General features: G+C 68.0%; 14 protein-coding genes. 8 read left to right on the forward strand and 6 right to left on the reverse strand.

Annotated elements, in window-relative coordinates; all coding sequences use genetic code 11:
• Positions 1-196: 196 nt before the first annotated feature.
• From ACIPUC_RS01185 to ACIPUC_RS01200, 4 genes are all read left to right on the forward strand, one after another.
• Positions 197-367 carry a hypothetical protein gene (locus tag ACIPUC_RS01185; protein ID WP_446586088.1) on the forward strand — a complete coding sequence of 57 codons (171 nt, stop codon included), beginning with the start codon at positions 197-199 and terminating at the stop codon, positions 365-367.
• Positions 364-1,110 (forward strand): hypothetical protein, encoded by a 747-nt coding sequence (locus ACIPUC_RS01190; protein WP_446586089.1) that lies wholly within the window; start codon positions 364-366, stop codon positions 1,108-1,110. Before ACIPUC_RS01185 ends, ACIPUC_RS01190 begins: the two co-directional genes overlap by 4 nt.
• Before the next feature lie 609 nt (positions 1,111-1,719).
• Positions 1,720-2,217: a DUF2690 domain-containing protein gene (locus ACIPUC_RS01195; RefSeq protein ID WP_446586090.1), complete on the forward strand. Its 498-nt coding sequence runs from the start codon at positions 1,720-1,722 to the stop codon at positions 2,215-2,217.
• Positions 2,218-2,621: 404 nt separating this feature from the next.
• Positions 2,622-2,825 (forward strand): hypothetical protein, encoded by a 204-nt coding sequence (locus ACIPUC_RS01200; RefSeq protein WP_446586091.1) that lies wholly within the window; start codon positions 2,622-2,624, stop codon positions 2,823-2,825.
• A gap of 262 nt (positions 2,826-3,087) precedes the next feature.
• On the opposite strand, the gene ACIPUC_RS01205 is transcribed toward ACIPUC_RS01200, so the two are convergent.
• From ACIPUC_RS01205 to ACIPUC_RS01225, 5 genes are all read right to left on the reverse strand, one after another.
• Positions 3,088-4,410 carry a serine hydrolase domain-containing protein gene (locus ACIPUC_RS01205; protein ID WP_446586092.1) on the reverse strand — a complete coding sequence of 441 codons (1,323 nt, stop codon included), beginning with the start codon at positions 4,408-4,410 and terminating at the stop codon, positions 3,088-3,090.
• 50 nt (positions 4,411-4,460) lie between these two features.
• Positions 4,461-4,997: a hypothetical protein gene (locus ACIPUC_RS01210; RefSeq protein WP_446586093.1), complete on the reverse strand. Its 537-nt coding sequence runs from the start codon at positions 4,995-4,997 to the stop codon at positions 4,461-4,463.
• A 162-nt stretch (positions 4,998-5,159) separates the two neighbouring features.
• On the reverse strand, positions 5,160-6,260 hold the full coding sequence (locus tag ACIPUC_RS01215; protein ID WP_446586094.1) for a hypothetical protein: 1,101 nt from the start codon (positions 6,258-6,260) through the stop codon (positions 5,160-5,162).
• Positions 6,261-6,631: 371 nt separating this feature from the next.
• A complete protein-coding gene (locus ACIPUC_RS01220) occupies positions 6,632-7,465 on the reverse strand; it encodes a PIG-L family deacetylase (RefSeq protein ID WP_446586095.1) in 834 nt (277 codons plus the stop codon).
• A gap of 599 nt (positions 7,466-8,064) precedes the next feature.
• Positions 8,065-8,892, reverse strand: a complete 828-nt coding sequence (locus tag ACIPUC_RS01225) for an oxidoreductase (RefSeq protein WP_446586096.1) — start codon at positions 8,890-8,892, stop codon at positions 8,065-8,067.
• 101 nt (positions 8,893-8,993) lie between these two features.
• Here ACIPUC_RS01225 and ACIPUC_RS01230 point away from each other — a divergent pair, with 101 nt between their 5' ends.
• The gene (locus tag ACIPUC_RS01230; protein WP_446586097.1) at positions 8,994-9,446 is read left to right on the forward strand and encodes a MerR family transcriptional regulator; all 453 of its coding nucleotides are present in this window, start codon (positions 8,994-8,996) and stop codon (positions 9,444-9,446) included.
• Positions 9,447-9,667: 221 nt separating this feature from the next.
• Here the strand turns inward: ACIPUC_RS01230 and ACIPUC_RS01235 are convergent, their stop codons facing one another.
• Positions 9,668-10,141 (reverse strand): hypothetical protein, encoded by a 474-nt coding sequence (locus tag ACIPUC_RS01235; protein ID WP_446586098.1) that lies wholly within the window; start codon positions 10,139-10,141, stop codon positions 9,668-9,670.
• A gap of 431 nt (positions 10,142-10,572) precedes the next feature.
• Here ACIPUC_RS01235 and ACIPUC_RS01240 point away from each other — a divergent pair, with 431 nt between their 5' ends.
• The 3 genes from ACIPUC_RS01240 (at position 10,573) to ACIPUC_RS01250 (ending at position 13,310) form a co-directional block, all read left to right on the forward strand.
• On the forward strand, positions 10,573-11,100 hold the full coding sequence (locus ACIPUC_RS01240; protein WP_446586099.1) for a hemerythrin domain-containing protein: 528 nt from the start codon (positions 10,573-10,575) through the stop codon (positions 11,098-11,100).
• Positions 11,101-12,297: 1,197 nt separating this feature from the next.
• A complete protein-coding gene (locus tag ACIPUC_RS01245) occupies positions 12,298-12,471 on the forward strand; it encodes a hypothetical protein (RefSeq protein WP_446586100.1) in 174 nt (57 codons plus the stop codon).
• A gap of 194 nt (positions 12,472-12,665) precedes the next feature.
• Positions 12,666-13,310 carry a TetR/AcrR family transcriptional regulator gene (locus ACIPUC_RS01250; protein WP_446586101.1) on the forward strand — a complete coding sequence of 215 codons (645 nt, stop codon included), beginning with the start codon at positions 12,666-12,668 and terminating at the stop codon, positions 13,308-13,310.
• The last annotated feature ends 135 nt before the right edge of the window (positions 13,311-13,445 follow it).

Below are 13,445 nucleotides of genomic sequence, written 5' to 3' on the forward strand. Positions count from 1 at the left end.
GCGGGCGGGTGGGGGGGGGGGGGCGGGGGGGGCGGGGGGGGGCCCCGGGGGGGCGGGGGGGGGGGGGGGCGGCCCCCGCCCCCCAGCCCCGCGTGATCACGATCACCACGCGGCGGTTCTACCGTCCACCCCCACACCGGCAACAGGGCCCCCAAGCGGCAGTTCACTCCCCCGGCCCGTCCAGGCGGGCTTCGAGGTGCTGGTCGCAGCGGACGGCACCCTCACCCGCCCGGCAGACTGGACCACGCGCGGCTGGCACCTGGTTCCCGAAGGCAAGCACATCCTCCAGGCCATCGGCACGGAGCCCACGGCCTGGCTCAAGAGGATGTTCGATGCGAAGGCCAAGCTCACCATCAACCAGAAGTGACCGACCTCGACCACGGCAACCGCACCATCCCGCTGGACGAGTCCGTGGACATCCTCTCCGGGGGTCATCTCCTCATGAGGGACGGCGTCTCCTACGCGCCCCACTCCTGCAGCGAACACCGTACGGAGGAGACCGGGACCGACGCCATCTGCCGGGACTCGCGCACGACGCTCGTGCCGCCCGGGCGTGACGCCGCCTGCCCCGGCCGGATCGCGCCCGGCAGTAGAGATCAGCTGTGGGAACAGCTCATGGAGCAGGACCCCCTGGGGAGCACGTGGGGAGGCGACGACCCCGACACCGCACCAGGCCTCGTCCGCTCACCAACGTTCTCCAGCTACGGCTGGAACGCCACCGTCGCCCAACAGCTGGCCACACCGTCGCTCGTCCTCCACGGCCTCGACGACATCGTCACCTCGTCGAACAACTCCACCGTCATCTACGACAACCTCCCCGTGGCGAACAAGGTGCTGGTACACGTCCGGTGCGCCAGCCACACGGCGCTCCTCGAGGGCTGCTCCGGTCCGCGCTGCCCGCCTGAAACGGGAACGCCCTACGGTGGCCGCCGAGGTCGCCCCTGGGCCGGCCCCCACGCGACCATCCAGGCGGCTCTGATCGAGTGGATCAAGAAGGGCACCTTCAACGGCACCCCGAACGGCCGCTTCGTCGTCGACGAGAGCGGAGTGGCCAACCCGGCCGGCACGGCAACCGGCGCCGGGCGCGACATCATGCCGCAGTCGCGATGATGCGGATGCGGCACCCGATTTTCATGCGACCCCAGAGGCACGGTGGGGACACTTCGCGCCTGAGTGCCGCACACGACAGGGCCGACCCGCACTCGCCGGGCCGGCCCTGTTCCTCGTTTCCGCAGTCCCCGCTCAGCGCGCTCCGTATGGCGCCAGCACCTCCTCGCCGCACTTCCCCCCCCTGCGGAACCTGGGCCGCGGGGTCCCAGAAGGGGTGCAACACGGCGCTGCAACGCGCTCGCGCGACAGAGCCTTGCGCCGGGTCAAGAGCGCAACAAACGGTTGGGTTCAACGTTCGTACCCGCACTGGGCGAGGTTGGTGTTACCGCCGATAATCGTGTCGCCCACTGGCGTTGGCCTGCCTCGTGCCGGGATTGTTCTGTCCTGGGTGGCCAGGCTTGCTGTTCCCGTTGCCCTGGTTAAGGTACGGCGACAAGCGCAACGACGTCACCCCGTTGGAACCGCCCCTGGACGCGGTGCCCGACGTGCGCGGCCGACTGTGGACTGGGCGGGGCGCGCTGCCCCATACTCGGTAACGCCCGGATTCCCACCATCGGCGGGAACGTGCAGCCGGGCACGGCCGCTATGAATTACCTTGGGGGAAGCCACATGCGCGTTCGTGCCATCACAACCTTACCTGTTGGCGTCGCACTGATCCTTTCGTTCCTCCTGCCAGGCCAGGCGAGTGCGGCCACCCAGTACGAAGGCCATTCCCCGTACGAGTTCATCGGCGGTGTCCAATGCGCCTCGGACGGCGAGATCGTTGCGTCCGCAGACGTGCTGCGGAGTCCGGACACGGTGTACGGCGTTGTCCACCTGTGGTGGAGCCCGAGGTGCTCGACGGTTTGGTCGACTGTGCACTTCAATCCGAGCATGGACCCCGGAACCTGGGGCATCGCCTACATCACGGTCACCACTGACAACACCGTTCGAAATTGCGACTCTCCTGGCGGAAACAAGCACGTGACTCCGGGCCAGGCGTCTTGCCGCACACCGATGGTGGACTTCTGGGGTCCCAGCACAGCGATCGCCCAAGGCCACGAGTACCACCAGAACAGCTCCGGCAGCTGGTATATCCATGCCACCGGCAAGACCGAGAAGTGGTAGTGCGTGCTAAAAACTTCTCATATACCTCGGGCACGGCACCGTGAACATCCCAGCGACGCCGTGAACACCAAACGCCCAACATGCTGAGCAGCAGGCCGAACACGGCGTCGGTGAGTGCCACACCCAGCGCCTCAAGCCGGGGCGGCATATCAGGGGTGAAGCCAGGTCGAAACACCATCGATTCGGGACGCTGCGAAAGTCCCATCCAGCCGTCGGCCGCGTGGCAGCGGGCGGCGGCACGTGCCCGCCGGCCGGCCCACCACCCCCCACGTGCCGGCATCCGGGGGCGGCCCCGCCACCGCGCCGGGCGGCGGGGCGGTCGTCACCGCCCTTTCAGAGCCCGGAGTTCATGACAGAACGGTCACACGCCGCCACATCGAGCGGCCGGGTTCGTTGACCTCGACATGGACCAGAAAACCGTTTCGCCTCCGGACTGGGCCGGATTCGCCTGGCTGGCACACGAGTTCTGGCAGGCATCCGACGCACCGATCTACGACGCCGTCGAGCGCCAGTGGCTCGCCCTGGGCCGTGAGGTTCCGCGCCGCCCAGGCCTGTCGTGGAGCGGTCGGAATCCGGTGAACGCCGAAGACCTGTTCCGCCGCGCCTGAGCAGCTGTTGTCGTTCCGATCCTGAGCGGTGTCTGTCGAACGGGAGTCTCGATTGGTTGGTCGCGGGCGATCGGCGCACACGAGCAGGCCCTCCTGAGCAGCTCGTTGGTGTCGAATCACCGAGCAGCATCAGGAGGCCCGGTGCTCACCGGTTCGGAAAGGCCGCGGACAACGGGTTTCGGGAGGCGCGCCGCCCGACGGACATGACGTACGCGGAGTGGGCCGTGGTGCGGCCGCTGCTGCCGGTGCGGGCCGCGCCTGGTCAGGCGCCGGTGGTGGCCGGGACGGGGGCCGGACCGGGTCCGGAGCCGATGATCTGTGTGAGCAGGTTGAGGCCGGGGCGGTCTACGGGGCGGGTGTTGGCGTTGAGGATGACGACTGCGGCCTGGTGTTCGGGGGCTATGGCCAGCAGGCTGCGGTAGCCGCCGGTGCCGCCGGCGTGGAACAGGATCCGGTGCTGGCTGCGGGGCAGGTTGACCGAGATCCAGCCGGGATGAACAACGGCTCTGGCGTTGATGCGGTGGGCGGTGGTGTGGGTGAGAGCGATGGCTTCGGCGAGTTCTTCGGGTGCGTGGCCGATCTGTGCCCGGGCCAGCGTGAGCAGGTCGGGCACGGTGGAGTGCAAGCCGCCGGCGCCGGCGAGGGCGGCCAGGTGCCAGGGTGGACGGGGGCGGCCGGTGCGGGAGTGGCCGGCGGCCAGTCGTGCGGTGCGCCCGGGGTCGAGAACCACGTGGGTGTCGGTCATGCCGAGGGGCCGGCAGATCTCGGCCTGAATGAGCGCGTCGTAGTCGGTGCCGGTGTGGCGTGCCAGGGCGAGCCCGAGCAGGCCGGCGCCGAGGTTGGAGTAGCGGAAGCGGGTACCGGGCACCGACCGCAAACGGGTGCGCCGCAATCCGTCCAGCAGGAGTTCGCCCGTGCAGCCGGCGTAGGGGTCCGCCCGGAACAGGCCTCGCGGCAGGAGGCCTTTGGGCGACCGGGGCAGGCCGGAAGTGTGGCAGGCCAGGTGAGCCAGCTTGATGACCTCACCACCGCGTTCGGGAGCCGTGATGTCGCGGGGTAGCAGGTCGCGAAGCGGTTGGTCCAGTCCCACGGCGCCACGCACGGTGAGCTGGGCCAGGGCCAGCGCGGTGAACGTCTTGGTGACGGAACCGATTTCGAAGAGCGTGCCGGGGTCTGCGCCGTGAAGTGCGGACTGGCCACCCCGGACGGCACCCACCACGATGACGCCACGCTGTCGGGCGCCGAGCCGCTCCGCCGTTCGTCGTACCAGATCATCGAGGAGCGAGGTCGTGATCGTCAGGCCTCTGTCCGGCCGAACAGGCGTCGGCCGCCGTACTTCTTGTGTACGGCCTGCTTTGAGACCCCCAGCGCCTCGGCGATCTGCGTCCACGTGGTCCCTGGCGGCGGGAGAGGTCGGCCGTGTAGGCGTTGCGGGAGACCTCAGAGCGTCGGGTCCAGTGAGTGGCCGACTGGATGTTGATGCCGGGGAGGGGCTCAGGACGACGGCTGGAAGCTCGGCGGCGAGGTCCAGGTGAGCGGTGTTGCGGACCGGCTTCGTGCGGATGCCGAGGCGATGGAGTCGCACAGGATCGGCCCGAGCCCCGCCCGACGAGTCCTCCCTGAGGGTGGCCGGTGTCAGTCCTCGTCCGCGCTGGACAGAGCGTTGGCGATCAGGCGGGTGGCGTAGTCGCGGTCGCCTGTGATCCGGTTGATGTGCTCCGCGAGCAGGAAGGCAGTGGCTTCCAGCGGATTCATCTCCTCGCTGGTCCACTCCCCGTACTGCTTGCGCCACAGGCTGGGGCTCAGGCCGGTGCCTGCCGCGATGACCAGGCCCGCCATGGTGGGGATGGCCTCGGGCAGCACGCTCCGGCGCATCGTGCGCATCGTGGCCACAAGGTTGGGCACCACGTACTCGATGACGTCTTTGCCGTGATCCTCGTGCGCCTTCCTCAGCCACGTCATGAACATGTAGATGAGCGTGCACGCACCGTCCAGCAGGTCATCGGCTTCCCTGGGTCCCAGGGAAGCCGAGAACTGGTCCGTCAGCAGCCGCTGCTCGGGGCCCGTCTCGCTCTTGCCGGCATAGACGGCTTTGAGCCGCGAGTCGATCACCATGAGCGCAGCACCCACATCGCCGGCGGGAGCGTACCGGGGGTCGTAGAACGACGACACTGAATCCTCCTCGGTGACTGCGGCATGCAGCGTTGCTTCCGTACGGTAGGCCGCGGATCAGGAGGGGTCTGGCAAATCGTGATTTCTCGCAGCAGCAGACCGGTGATCGGCAAGGCCGAAGTGTCAGAGCCCTGCGCGAGAGCCGGTGCGGGGTGCGGGGAACTATCCGGCGTCAAGGCTTCCTTCACCGCCGGGGAACACGGCATCTTCCATGCCCGGCCACCCCAGCATGATCCCCGCCGAGGCGCACGCGCGCGTCCAGTGCTTCGCGCGTTGGGGCGGACCGGATACCCACAGCACGCGGCGCAGCGTGGTGGTCCCGGCGATGGCTGGTTCGGTCTCGGCGAGCTGGGCCAGCTTCTTGGGCCGGAAGTCGTCGGCGTAGTCGATGAGCTGGCCGATCGCCATGCGGAGCTGGTCCGGATCGTTGTTCCCGGTGAGCGACTTGACCTCGCACAGCGTCAGTTCACCACCGCCGTTCCACAAGACGTCGTAGACGTGTCCCTGGTCGCGGCCCAGCCACACCCGCATCCCGCGGCGTACGGCTTCGTCGGCGAGGCCGGTCAGCAGCTTGCGGTGTTCGGCGTTGGCCCACGTCATCTTTCGCGCGTCGGTGGCGCTTGGGGCCGCCTGCGTGACGGGGCCGACCCCGCCGGGGGCGGTGTACGGCACGAGCGTCATACGGCCCACCGTGACCGGATCCGCATCGGCGGCGGGCGCGTCGGCGCAAGCGTCGGCGAGCGCCCGGAACGCCCATCCGTTGGCATTCTGGAATTCCACCGTCGGATGCTGGCGGGCCACGCTGGACCGCAAGTGGTCCGGGCACGGCTGCTGGCCGAACCAGCGCACGGACCGGCGGCGTGGGTAGTCGCCCGGGGTGATCTCCTCAGACTGGAGTGGGCCGGTGACGATGCCGAAGTGCAGCAGGCCCCGCCCGTCGGCGCCGTCACCATCGCGCCAGACCACGACAAGATCATCGAGCTTCATCCTGGCGCAGAAGTTGAACAGGCTGCCCGTGGCGCCGCCGACGTCCGCGGGAGCCAGCCAGCGGGCGACGATCTGCCGGATGTGCTGCTTGCCCGTGTGGTCATCCGGTAGCCCGGCCGGTATCTCCTCTTTCACTTCATTGAAACCGACGGCGCAGTACCCGCCGCGCTTCCAGTCGGGGAAGCGGTGCGGTTCGTTCGCCTTGCCCGCCTTCATCAGCCACACCGAGACGTCGTCGGCGTCGTATTTCAGGCGGGTGGGATGGTCAAGTCTCATGATTACGGGCGTCCGTTCGTGGGATGCGTGTTGACCGTTCGCACGCCGCGGCATGGCCGGTCATCGACGCACAGGAGAAGCTCGTCCGGCGCGCACGGCGGGTGCGGCCCGCTGCCTTGTTGGCGGCCGCGATGACGCGGGGCTGATCCAGGCGGCCCTCGTCGTCCAGGCCGTCGACTCCGGGCCCGCTGTGAGCTGGCCGGAGTCCGGGTCGAAGCCGAGGGCGGCGACGTGCCCGGCGAGCTCGGGGGCGATGGCCGCGCACCGCTCCCGCAGCGAAGCGCCCGCGGCCGGAAGATCCCGGGCCCGCTCGATCGCGCCGTGCGGCCGATGAGCGGGCCCGGACCCGGTCGGACGGACGGACGGGCGGATCAGCGCAGTCCGGCGAAGAGGTCGTTCTCGGGTACGGCCGCGCCGGTGGCGTCCTTGACACGTACGAAGGTCTCCATGCCCATCAACCCGCCGAACCTCTCCTTGCCCATCTTGAGGAAGAAGATGTTCTCGCCCTGACTGGCGTGCGCGGCCAGCGCATCGAACTTCTGACCGCTGAATGCGGTGGTGTCCACCCACGTGGTGATCTCATCGTCGGGGAGGCCGATCTCGGCCATCGCTGCGGCCTCGGCAGGATCCGGCTCCGGCATGTCCTCATGAAACTCGCGCATGATCTCCCCGAACCGCTGCATCCCGGAGCGGGGCATCGTCGTCCAGTACACCTTCGGTGTCAGCGCCGTCATCTCCAGCGCCGCCATCGTGATGCGGTGAGCCTGGATGTGGTCGGGGTGGCCGTAGAAGCCGTTCTCGTCGTAGGTGACGACCACGTCGGGTCGGTAGTGCCGCATGAGTTCCGCAAGTCGGGCGGCGCCTTCCTCCACGGGGGTCTGCCAGAAGGATCCGGGGGCGTCGTTGCTCGGCCAGCCCATCATCCCGGAGTCGGCATAGTCCAGCATCTCCAGATCGCTGACCTTCAGGACGTCACAGCTCGCCTCGAGTTCTTGACGGCGCATCAAGGCAACGGTCGCCGGATCGTGCCCGGGATCGCCCGGCTTGACACCCCCGGGCCCGTCACCACAACGGCCGTCGGTACATGTCACGAGAACCGTGCGGATGCCTTCCGCCGCGTACCGCGCGAGGACCCCTCCGGTTCCGGTGGCCTCGTCGTCGGGGTGGGCGTGCACTGCCATGAGCGTCAAGGGCCGGTCAGTCATGAAACTCCTCCTGCAGAAATACGTCTTGGTCCGAGTGCGCAGCGGCCGTACCGCGGCCCTGGGGACCGGATCCTGGTAGGGCGGACGACCCTGTGGTCTCCGTGCTCCCCGCCCGTGGCGCCGGTCTCTCGACCGGTGCAACCGTGCCTGCCAGCCGACTGTTCCCGGCGCGGCCGCTCGGCCTCGCAGGCATGAACTGCTTGCCGCCGTCCCAGCCGGACGTGGGTCTTGGGGATGTCGCCGAGCAGCCCCGTCACTTGCCGGCGGCGGCAAAGGCATGCGCCCGCTTGAACGGCGGGCAGTCCGAAGGAAGTTGCGCCGACTCACCCCTGGTCGACGACGTAGACCGCACGGCGTCGCGCATCTGCCGATGGCAGTAGCCCTCTGGTCGCCCGCCCCGCCCTTCCCACCAGGCTGGCACCGGCAGCAAGCGGCGCATTGCCGTGGACGGATACGCGGACAACGACAGAACCTGCCTGTGCTCAGCCAACTCGCACCACTGAGCTACCAGGAGGTCCCGTCTTCATGCGTCGGGCCCGCTGCGATCACCCGATCAGGAACCCGCGTTCGAACCGAGAGCCCGGTAAACGGGTGGCTCTTCAGATGCCGGTAGAGAGTGCTACGTGGCGCCATTCGTCAAGTTCACGTCGCACCCGGTCCAGCTTCGCCTCGACACGCTCGATCGCATCCGCGCCCAACTGCAGGCGCAGCGGCGGCTCGGCAACCTCGGTGATGTCGACGATGGCCTTCGCTGCCTTCACCGGATCTCCTGGCTGGCGGCCGTCGTTGTTGGCCAGCGCCTCGCGCACCGGCCCCGCGCCGGCGACGTAGTCCCCGATGGAGGCCGCTTCGACCTGCATGCTCGAGCTGTTGAGGAAGTCCGTGCGAAAGCCGCCCGGCTCCACGATCGTGACACGTACGCCCAGCGGGGCCAGCTCGCCGTGCAGCGCCTCGGAGATGCCCTCGAGGGCGAACTTCGACGCCCCGTACAAGCCCACCGCCGGCGCCGTGGCGAAGCCGCCCACGGAGCCGATGTTCAGGACATGTCCGGATCGCTGGGCGCGCAACGTCGGCAGGGTTGCCCGCAATGTGTTGAGTACGCCGAACACGTTGACGTCGAACAGAGCGCGGGCGGCTCTGTCTGACGTTTCCTCGATCGCGCCCACGAGGCCGTAGCCGGCGTTGTTGACCACGACGTCGATCCGTCCGAACTCCGCCAGACCGGCCTCCGCCGCGGCCGCCAACTGCCCGGGTTCGGTCACGTCCGCGTTCACCGCCAGCAAGCCGTCCGTCTTCCCCGGGTACGCCTGGCGCACCGCCGCCCCGTCCCGCGCTGTCGCGATCACGCTATGCCCGCGATCCAGCGCCTCGCGGGTGATCTCCGCGCCGAGCCCACGCGATGCACCGGTGACAAACCAAACGCCCATGTTCTCCCCTTGTTCCGATCACCTGACCGGCCGACTTGCTGACGGCTCGACACTAGAAGCTAGAGTCGGGTCTAGATCAAGAACTGCGTTACGGGGCGGTCATGGACCTGAGCATCGGTGAAGTAGCGGAACGCAGCGGGCTCAGCGTTCACGCACTGCGGTTCTACGAGCGGGAGGGCCTGTTCGCCAACCCGGTGCGCCGCCTGTCCAACGGCCGTCGGATCTATCACGAGGAAGATCTCGAGTGGCTGGCTATCTGCACGAAACTGCGCTCCTCCGGCATGTCACTGGCGACGATCCGGCAGTACATCGAGCTAGCCCGCCAAGGCCCGGGCAACGAACACGAGCGACTTGAGTTGCTGCGCCGGCACGAAAAACACGTGGAGGCGCAGATCCAGAAACTGCACGAGACCTTGAATGTGATGCGCCACAAGGTGCGGATCTACGAAGATCACCTGGCACGCGGCGAGGCCGACCAGCTCTGGAATCCGTCGCACGCGGAGACCGCACAGGCCGGAACTGATCAGGAGCGCCACCCCTCCGGGGGAACATGATCTTCCGGTTACGACCTGTGCGAAGTCGGCCGTAACGCCTACTGCTCCTTCGCCCCTCTGTGGCCACCGCTGGCCTCCGCGGCATCTCTTGCACGCTATATAGAACTCCGCGACGACACCGAGGGTTTAGTGCGCGAATGGTGGCTTGGTCACCGTCACTGCACGCAAACGGGGCGGGTTCCCATCGCCGCATCCGCTTGCAGCTGGGCCCAGGTGCCGAACTACGGCATCGGAATCTTCGGGTCATGCGACTGTTGATCCTGACGATCGGATCCGGGGAGCGCGGCCGGGGCCGTCGCACACGCCTCCTGCGGCAGTTCCCGGATGGAGGGCCGCGAGGCCCCGGGGGCCGGGGGCGGCACCTCAAAGGCGTAACAGCCTGTCACCATACGGTGATACACGGTGATAAAGGTCCGTGGCGATCCCTGACCGAGCACTTCCGCGACCACGGTGACGGCCTCGCCCTGGCGCGTGACGCCGACGAGGCCCTTGCCGGGCTTCGACGGAGGGAAGACCTGGGCGATCTCCGTGTCCGGAAGGCTGCCGTCGGCCGCCGCCTCGCCCAGCCGGTCGCGGAGAACTTCGACGTTCTTCCGAAGGGCCATGCGCGCCTGGGCCTCATCACGCGCCGGCTGTGTCTCCAGCCAGATCCACACGCCGACGACGCCCACGAGCAGCAGTCCCAGAAGGGTCAAGCATCCGTTGAACAGGCAGCCGCCCGGCGTACCCGTCCGGACCTGTGATCGTCTCGCCATGGACACAGCCTGTACTGCATGTACACGACAGGCCACCCCGTGCCCCAAGTCGTGACCGAAGCGCGTCATCACCATCGAAGCACCTCGCGGGACCCTGCATCCCCGCGTCTCATCGGCAGCCCTTCGAACAACGTCCGCAGGGGCCCCATCGCTGCTCCTCGGCGATTCCGCCCAACCCAACCCTGGGTGCGAGTACAAGGCGAAAGGGCCAGCTGAGGCACCCATAAACACCTGGAGAACCGTCGAACCGGCCTCTGTCCGGCCCACGCAATGGCGGCGGCTGGCGGATCCGGCGAGAGGCGCGCTCCTCGGCTTACCCAGGGGTGTTGTGGGCAGGTGCCGAAGAGAGTGAGACCACAGAGGAGTCAGCCATGTCCACCGATGCCATTGTGATGCTCAGGGAGGATCACAAGAAGATACGAAAGCTGATCCACGCCTACCGTGCCGGCAGTGAGCGGGGGCTGAGCAGCGCCGGGGACGGGGGGAAGGAAACAACCCCCCCGGGCGAGATCGTCAGAGAACTGCTGCATGAACTGACCGTCCACACGTTCGTCGAGGACGAGGTGATGTACCCGCAGGTGCGCCATTTCGCCCCCGAAACGGAGTCACTGGTGCTGGAGTTCCACGAGGAACATCATGTGGCGGATGTGCTGGCCGCCGAACTGGAGGGCATGCGGCAGGACGACGAGTCCTTCGACGCCAAGGCCAAGGTCCTGATGGATTCCGTGGAGCGGCACATGGAGGTTGAGGAGAAGGTCTGGTTCCCCCAGGTACGTGAGGCGCTCGGACGCAAGACTCTTCAGTCCATCGGCATGCGCATGGCCGACGCCCGGGAACGTGCTCCCCAGCGCCCACGCAAGCCTCTGTTGCGGAAGCTGGCCGATGCCATGGCCTCCTAGGCCCGCGGTCGTGCACCGCAGGGAAGCGTCCCCGGGCCTACTCACGGCCACGAATCGGGAACGTCGCACCTACCGAGAGGACAGCGCCAGAGTCCCGCCCGCTGGTGACTGGAGACACCGCCGCGGGCAGCCGCCCAGGGGCGCTGGCCGTCGCTCCTTCCTCACTTTCTTGGCTCTCTATCCATCGACAGCCGGGAGGAGGCACTCGTGAAGGCCTTGAGACGGCGGATGCGCAGGAAGATCAGGCGTCGTGTCCCCCGCTGGACGCCTCGAGCCATCGTGCGCCGGGTGTTCGCCCGACTGATGGTGTGGGGCGTGCGGGCGACGATGTGGGGCATGCGACTAGCGATGCGACGTCTGTTGCGCGCCACGTTGCCCCTGCTTTTGGAACCCGGGCCCGTTGCGATCTTCTGGGGCGGACGGCTACGAGGAGTCGCGCCGACCTCTTCACAGGAGCGGGCTGCTGCCTGCGGTCGAGGGCGCGGATGGCACGGTGAGCTCCAGTTTCGGAGCCGCTGCAGGTCTCGTCTGCGCCTCGGCGCCGGTTTAACTCCATGATCACAGTGGTGGATGGCGCATCGCCTGGTAGGAGGATGGTTGCAGCTGGTGGGCCGTCCGCCGTCTGCTTCCACACGCGAACGTACTGGGCCTTCACAGCCCAGGATCCGAGATCCGCAGTGTCTGCGCTGTACTCCTGCCAGGTCTTGCCCCGCTCGGCGTCGCTGGTGAGCGCCGTGTCCGGCTTGGACTCCCAGACAGTGACGTTGGTGACCCAGGCCAGTTCTTGGTGGAACGGATCGTCAGGGTGGGCGGGCATGGTCGGGGCCCGCAGAGATCCCAGCCGGCTCAGGCCCAGATACTCGAGCGAGTACACGGCCGCTTCCCCTCCCTCCTCCCACTTGTCGGGGGGCACCGTGACAACGGTCCCCCCGTAATGCGTCGCCTCGTACAGCGTCGCTTCAACCACCAGATCGATGTTGCCCGTCATCACCGCATCTCCCGCCTGGCTGGCGCCTTCCCCGCAGCGGCGGCCGCATCCCTGGCAACCCTGGCAGATGCGCATGAATCTTTCGTCCTGGCCATAGAAAATCCGGCACAGCGCGGTCGGTTGTGTGGCCCGTGCAGTTGCCGGGGCGGGCCTATGCCTGTTTCCGCCAGGTCGGGGTAGAGGCATACACGCATAGGGAAGGTACGAACATGAGTGCCAGCGAGAAGATGAAGGCCAAGGCGGAGCAAGTGATCGGGAAGGCCGTGCGGAAGGCGGCGCATGCCTTGGGCAGCGAAACCACTGCGGCTAAGGGCGCCGCTTTGGAGGCCCGCGGCAAGGGCCGGGGCGCGAAGGAGACGGGTAAGGACACGTTCAAGCCCTAACCCATGGAGGTCATCTCGGCGACGGGCCGGCGCCGGCTTCCGAGTCGGTGCCCGTGGCGTCTCTGTGCGCGACGAATCCTCGCGGCGTCAAGCCGTGACGAGCGTAAAACCTTGTGGAAGGTGTTGCTGACCAGCGGAAACTACAGCCTCCTCCTCGCGAGCGATAGGGTATTACTCGCGGGAAGGAGGCTGTCATGGGTGAAGCTACGACAACCCCCCGCGAGCGATATCGCCAGCAGGTGCGCGCGGAGATCAAGGAGAGGGCGTGGGAGCAGATCGCCGTCGCCGGGGCGTCAGCGGTTTCTCTCAATGCGATCGCCAAGCACATGGGCCTGAGCGGGGCTGCGCTTTACCGGTATTTCACGAGCCGAGACGAATTGGTCACCGAACTCGTCCGGGACGCGTACCAGAGTCTGGTCGGCGCCTTCCGGACAGTCGCTGCTCGTGGAGATGGCGACCTTGCGGGCCTGGCCTACGCGCTGCGCGAGTGGGCGCTGGACGACCCGCAGCGGTACTTCCTCGTCTACGGCACACCTCTTCCCGGGTACCGCACTCCCGCCGATGTCGCCGTGACCGCGTCGGAGATCATGGGGATCCTCCTCGAGGCGTGCGCTTCGCTGCCCGCTGATGGTCCCGCGACGTCCTTCGAGACGGATGTGGAGGCCCAGCGGAAGGGGGCGGCAGCCCTCGCGCCGCCTGGGGTCCTGCACTTGGCTGTCTCCTTCTGGTCCCGGCTGCACGGCGTCCTTGCCATGGAGCTGGGCGGCCATTTCACCGGCATGGGGTTCGACCCTGCCCTGCTCTTTCAGGCCGAGCTGGACGTCCTGTCCGCCCGCTGACCGGGAGGGCCGCCGGCCCTGCCGGCGCTCCGCGCGGTAGGACGGGGATCCGAAGCCGGCAGGGGCCGGCCCTGAACCGCCGGCGGGAGTTCACCTGGCTGGTGTCGGGGTTTGAAATTCGGCAGGCGGGCAGAA

This window comes from Streptomyces sp. LARHCF249, from assembly GCF_052871255.1.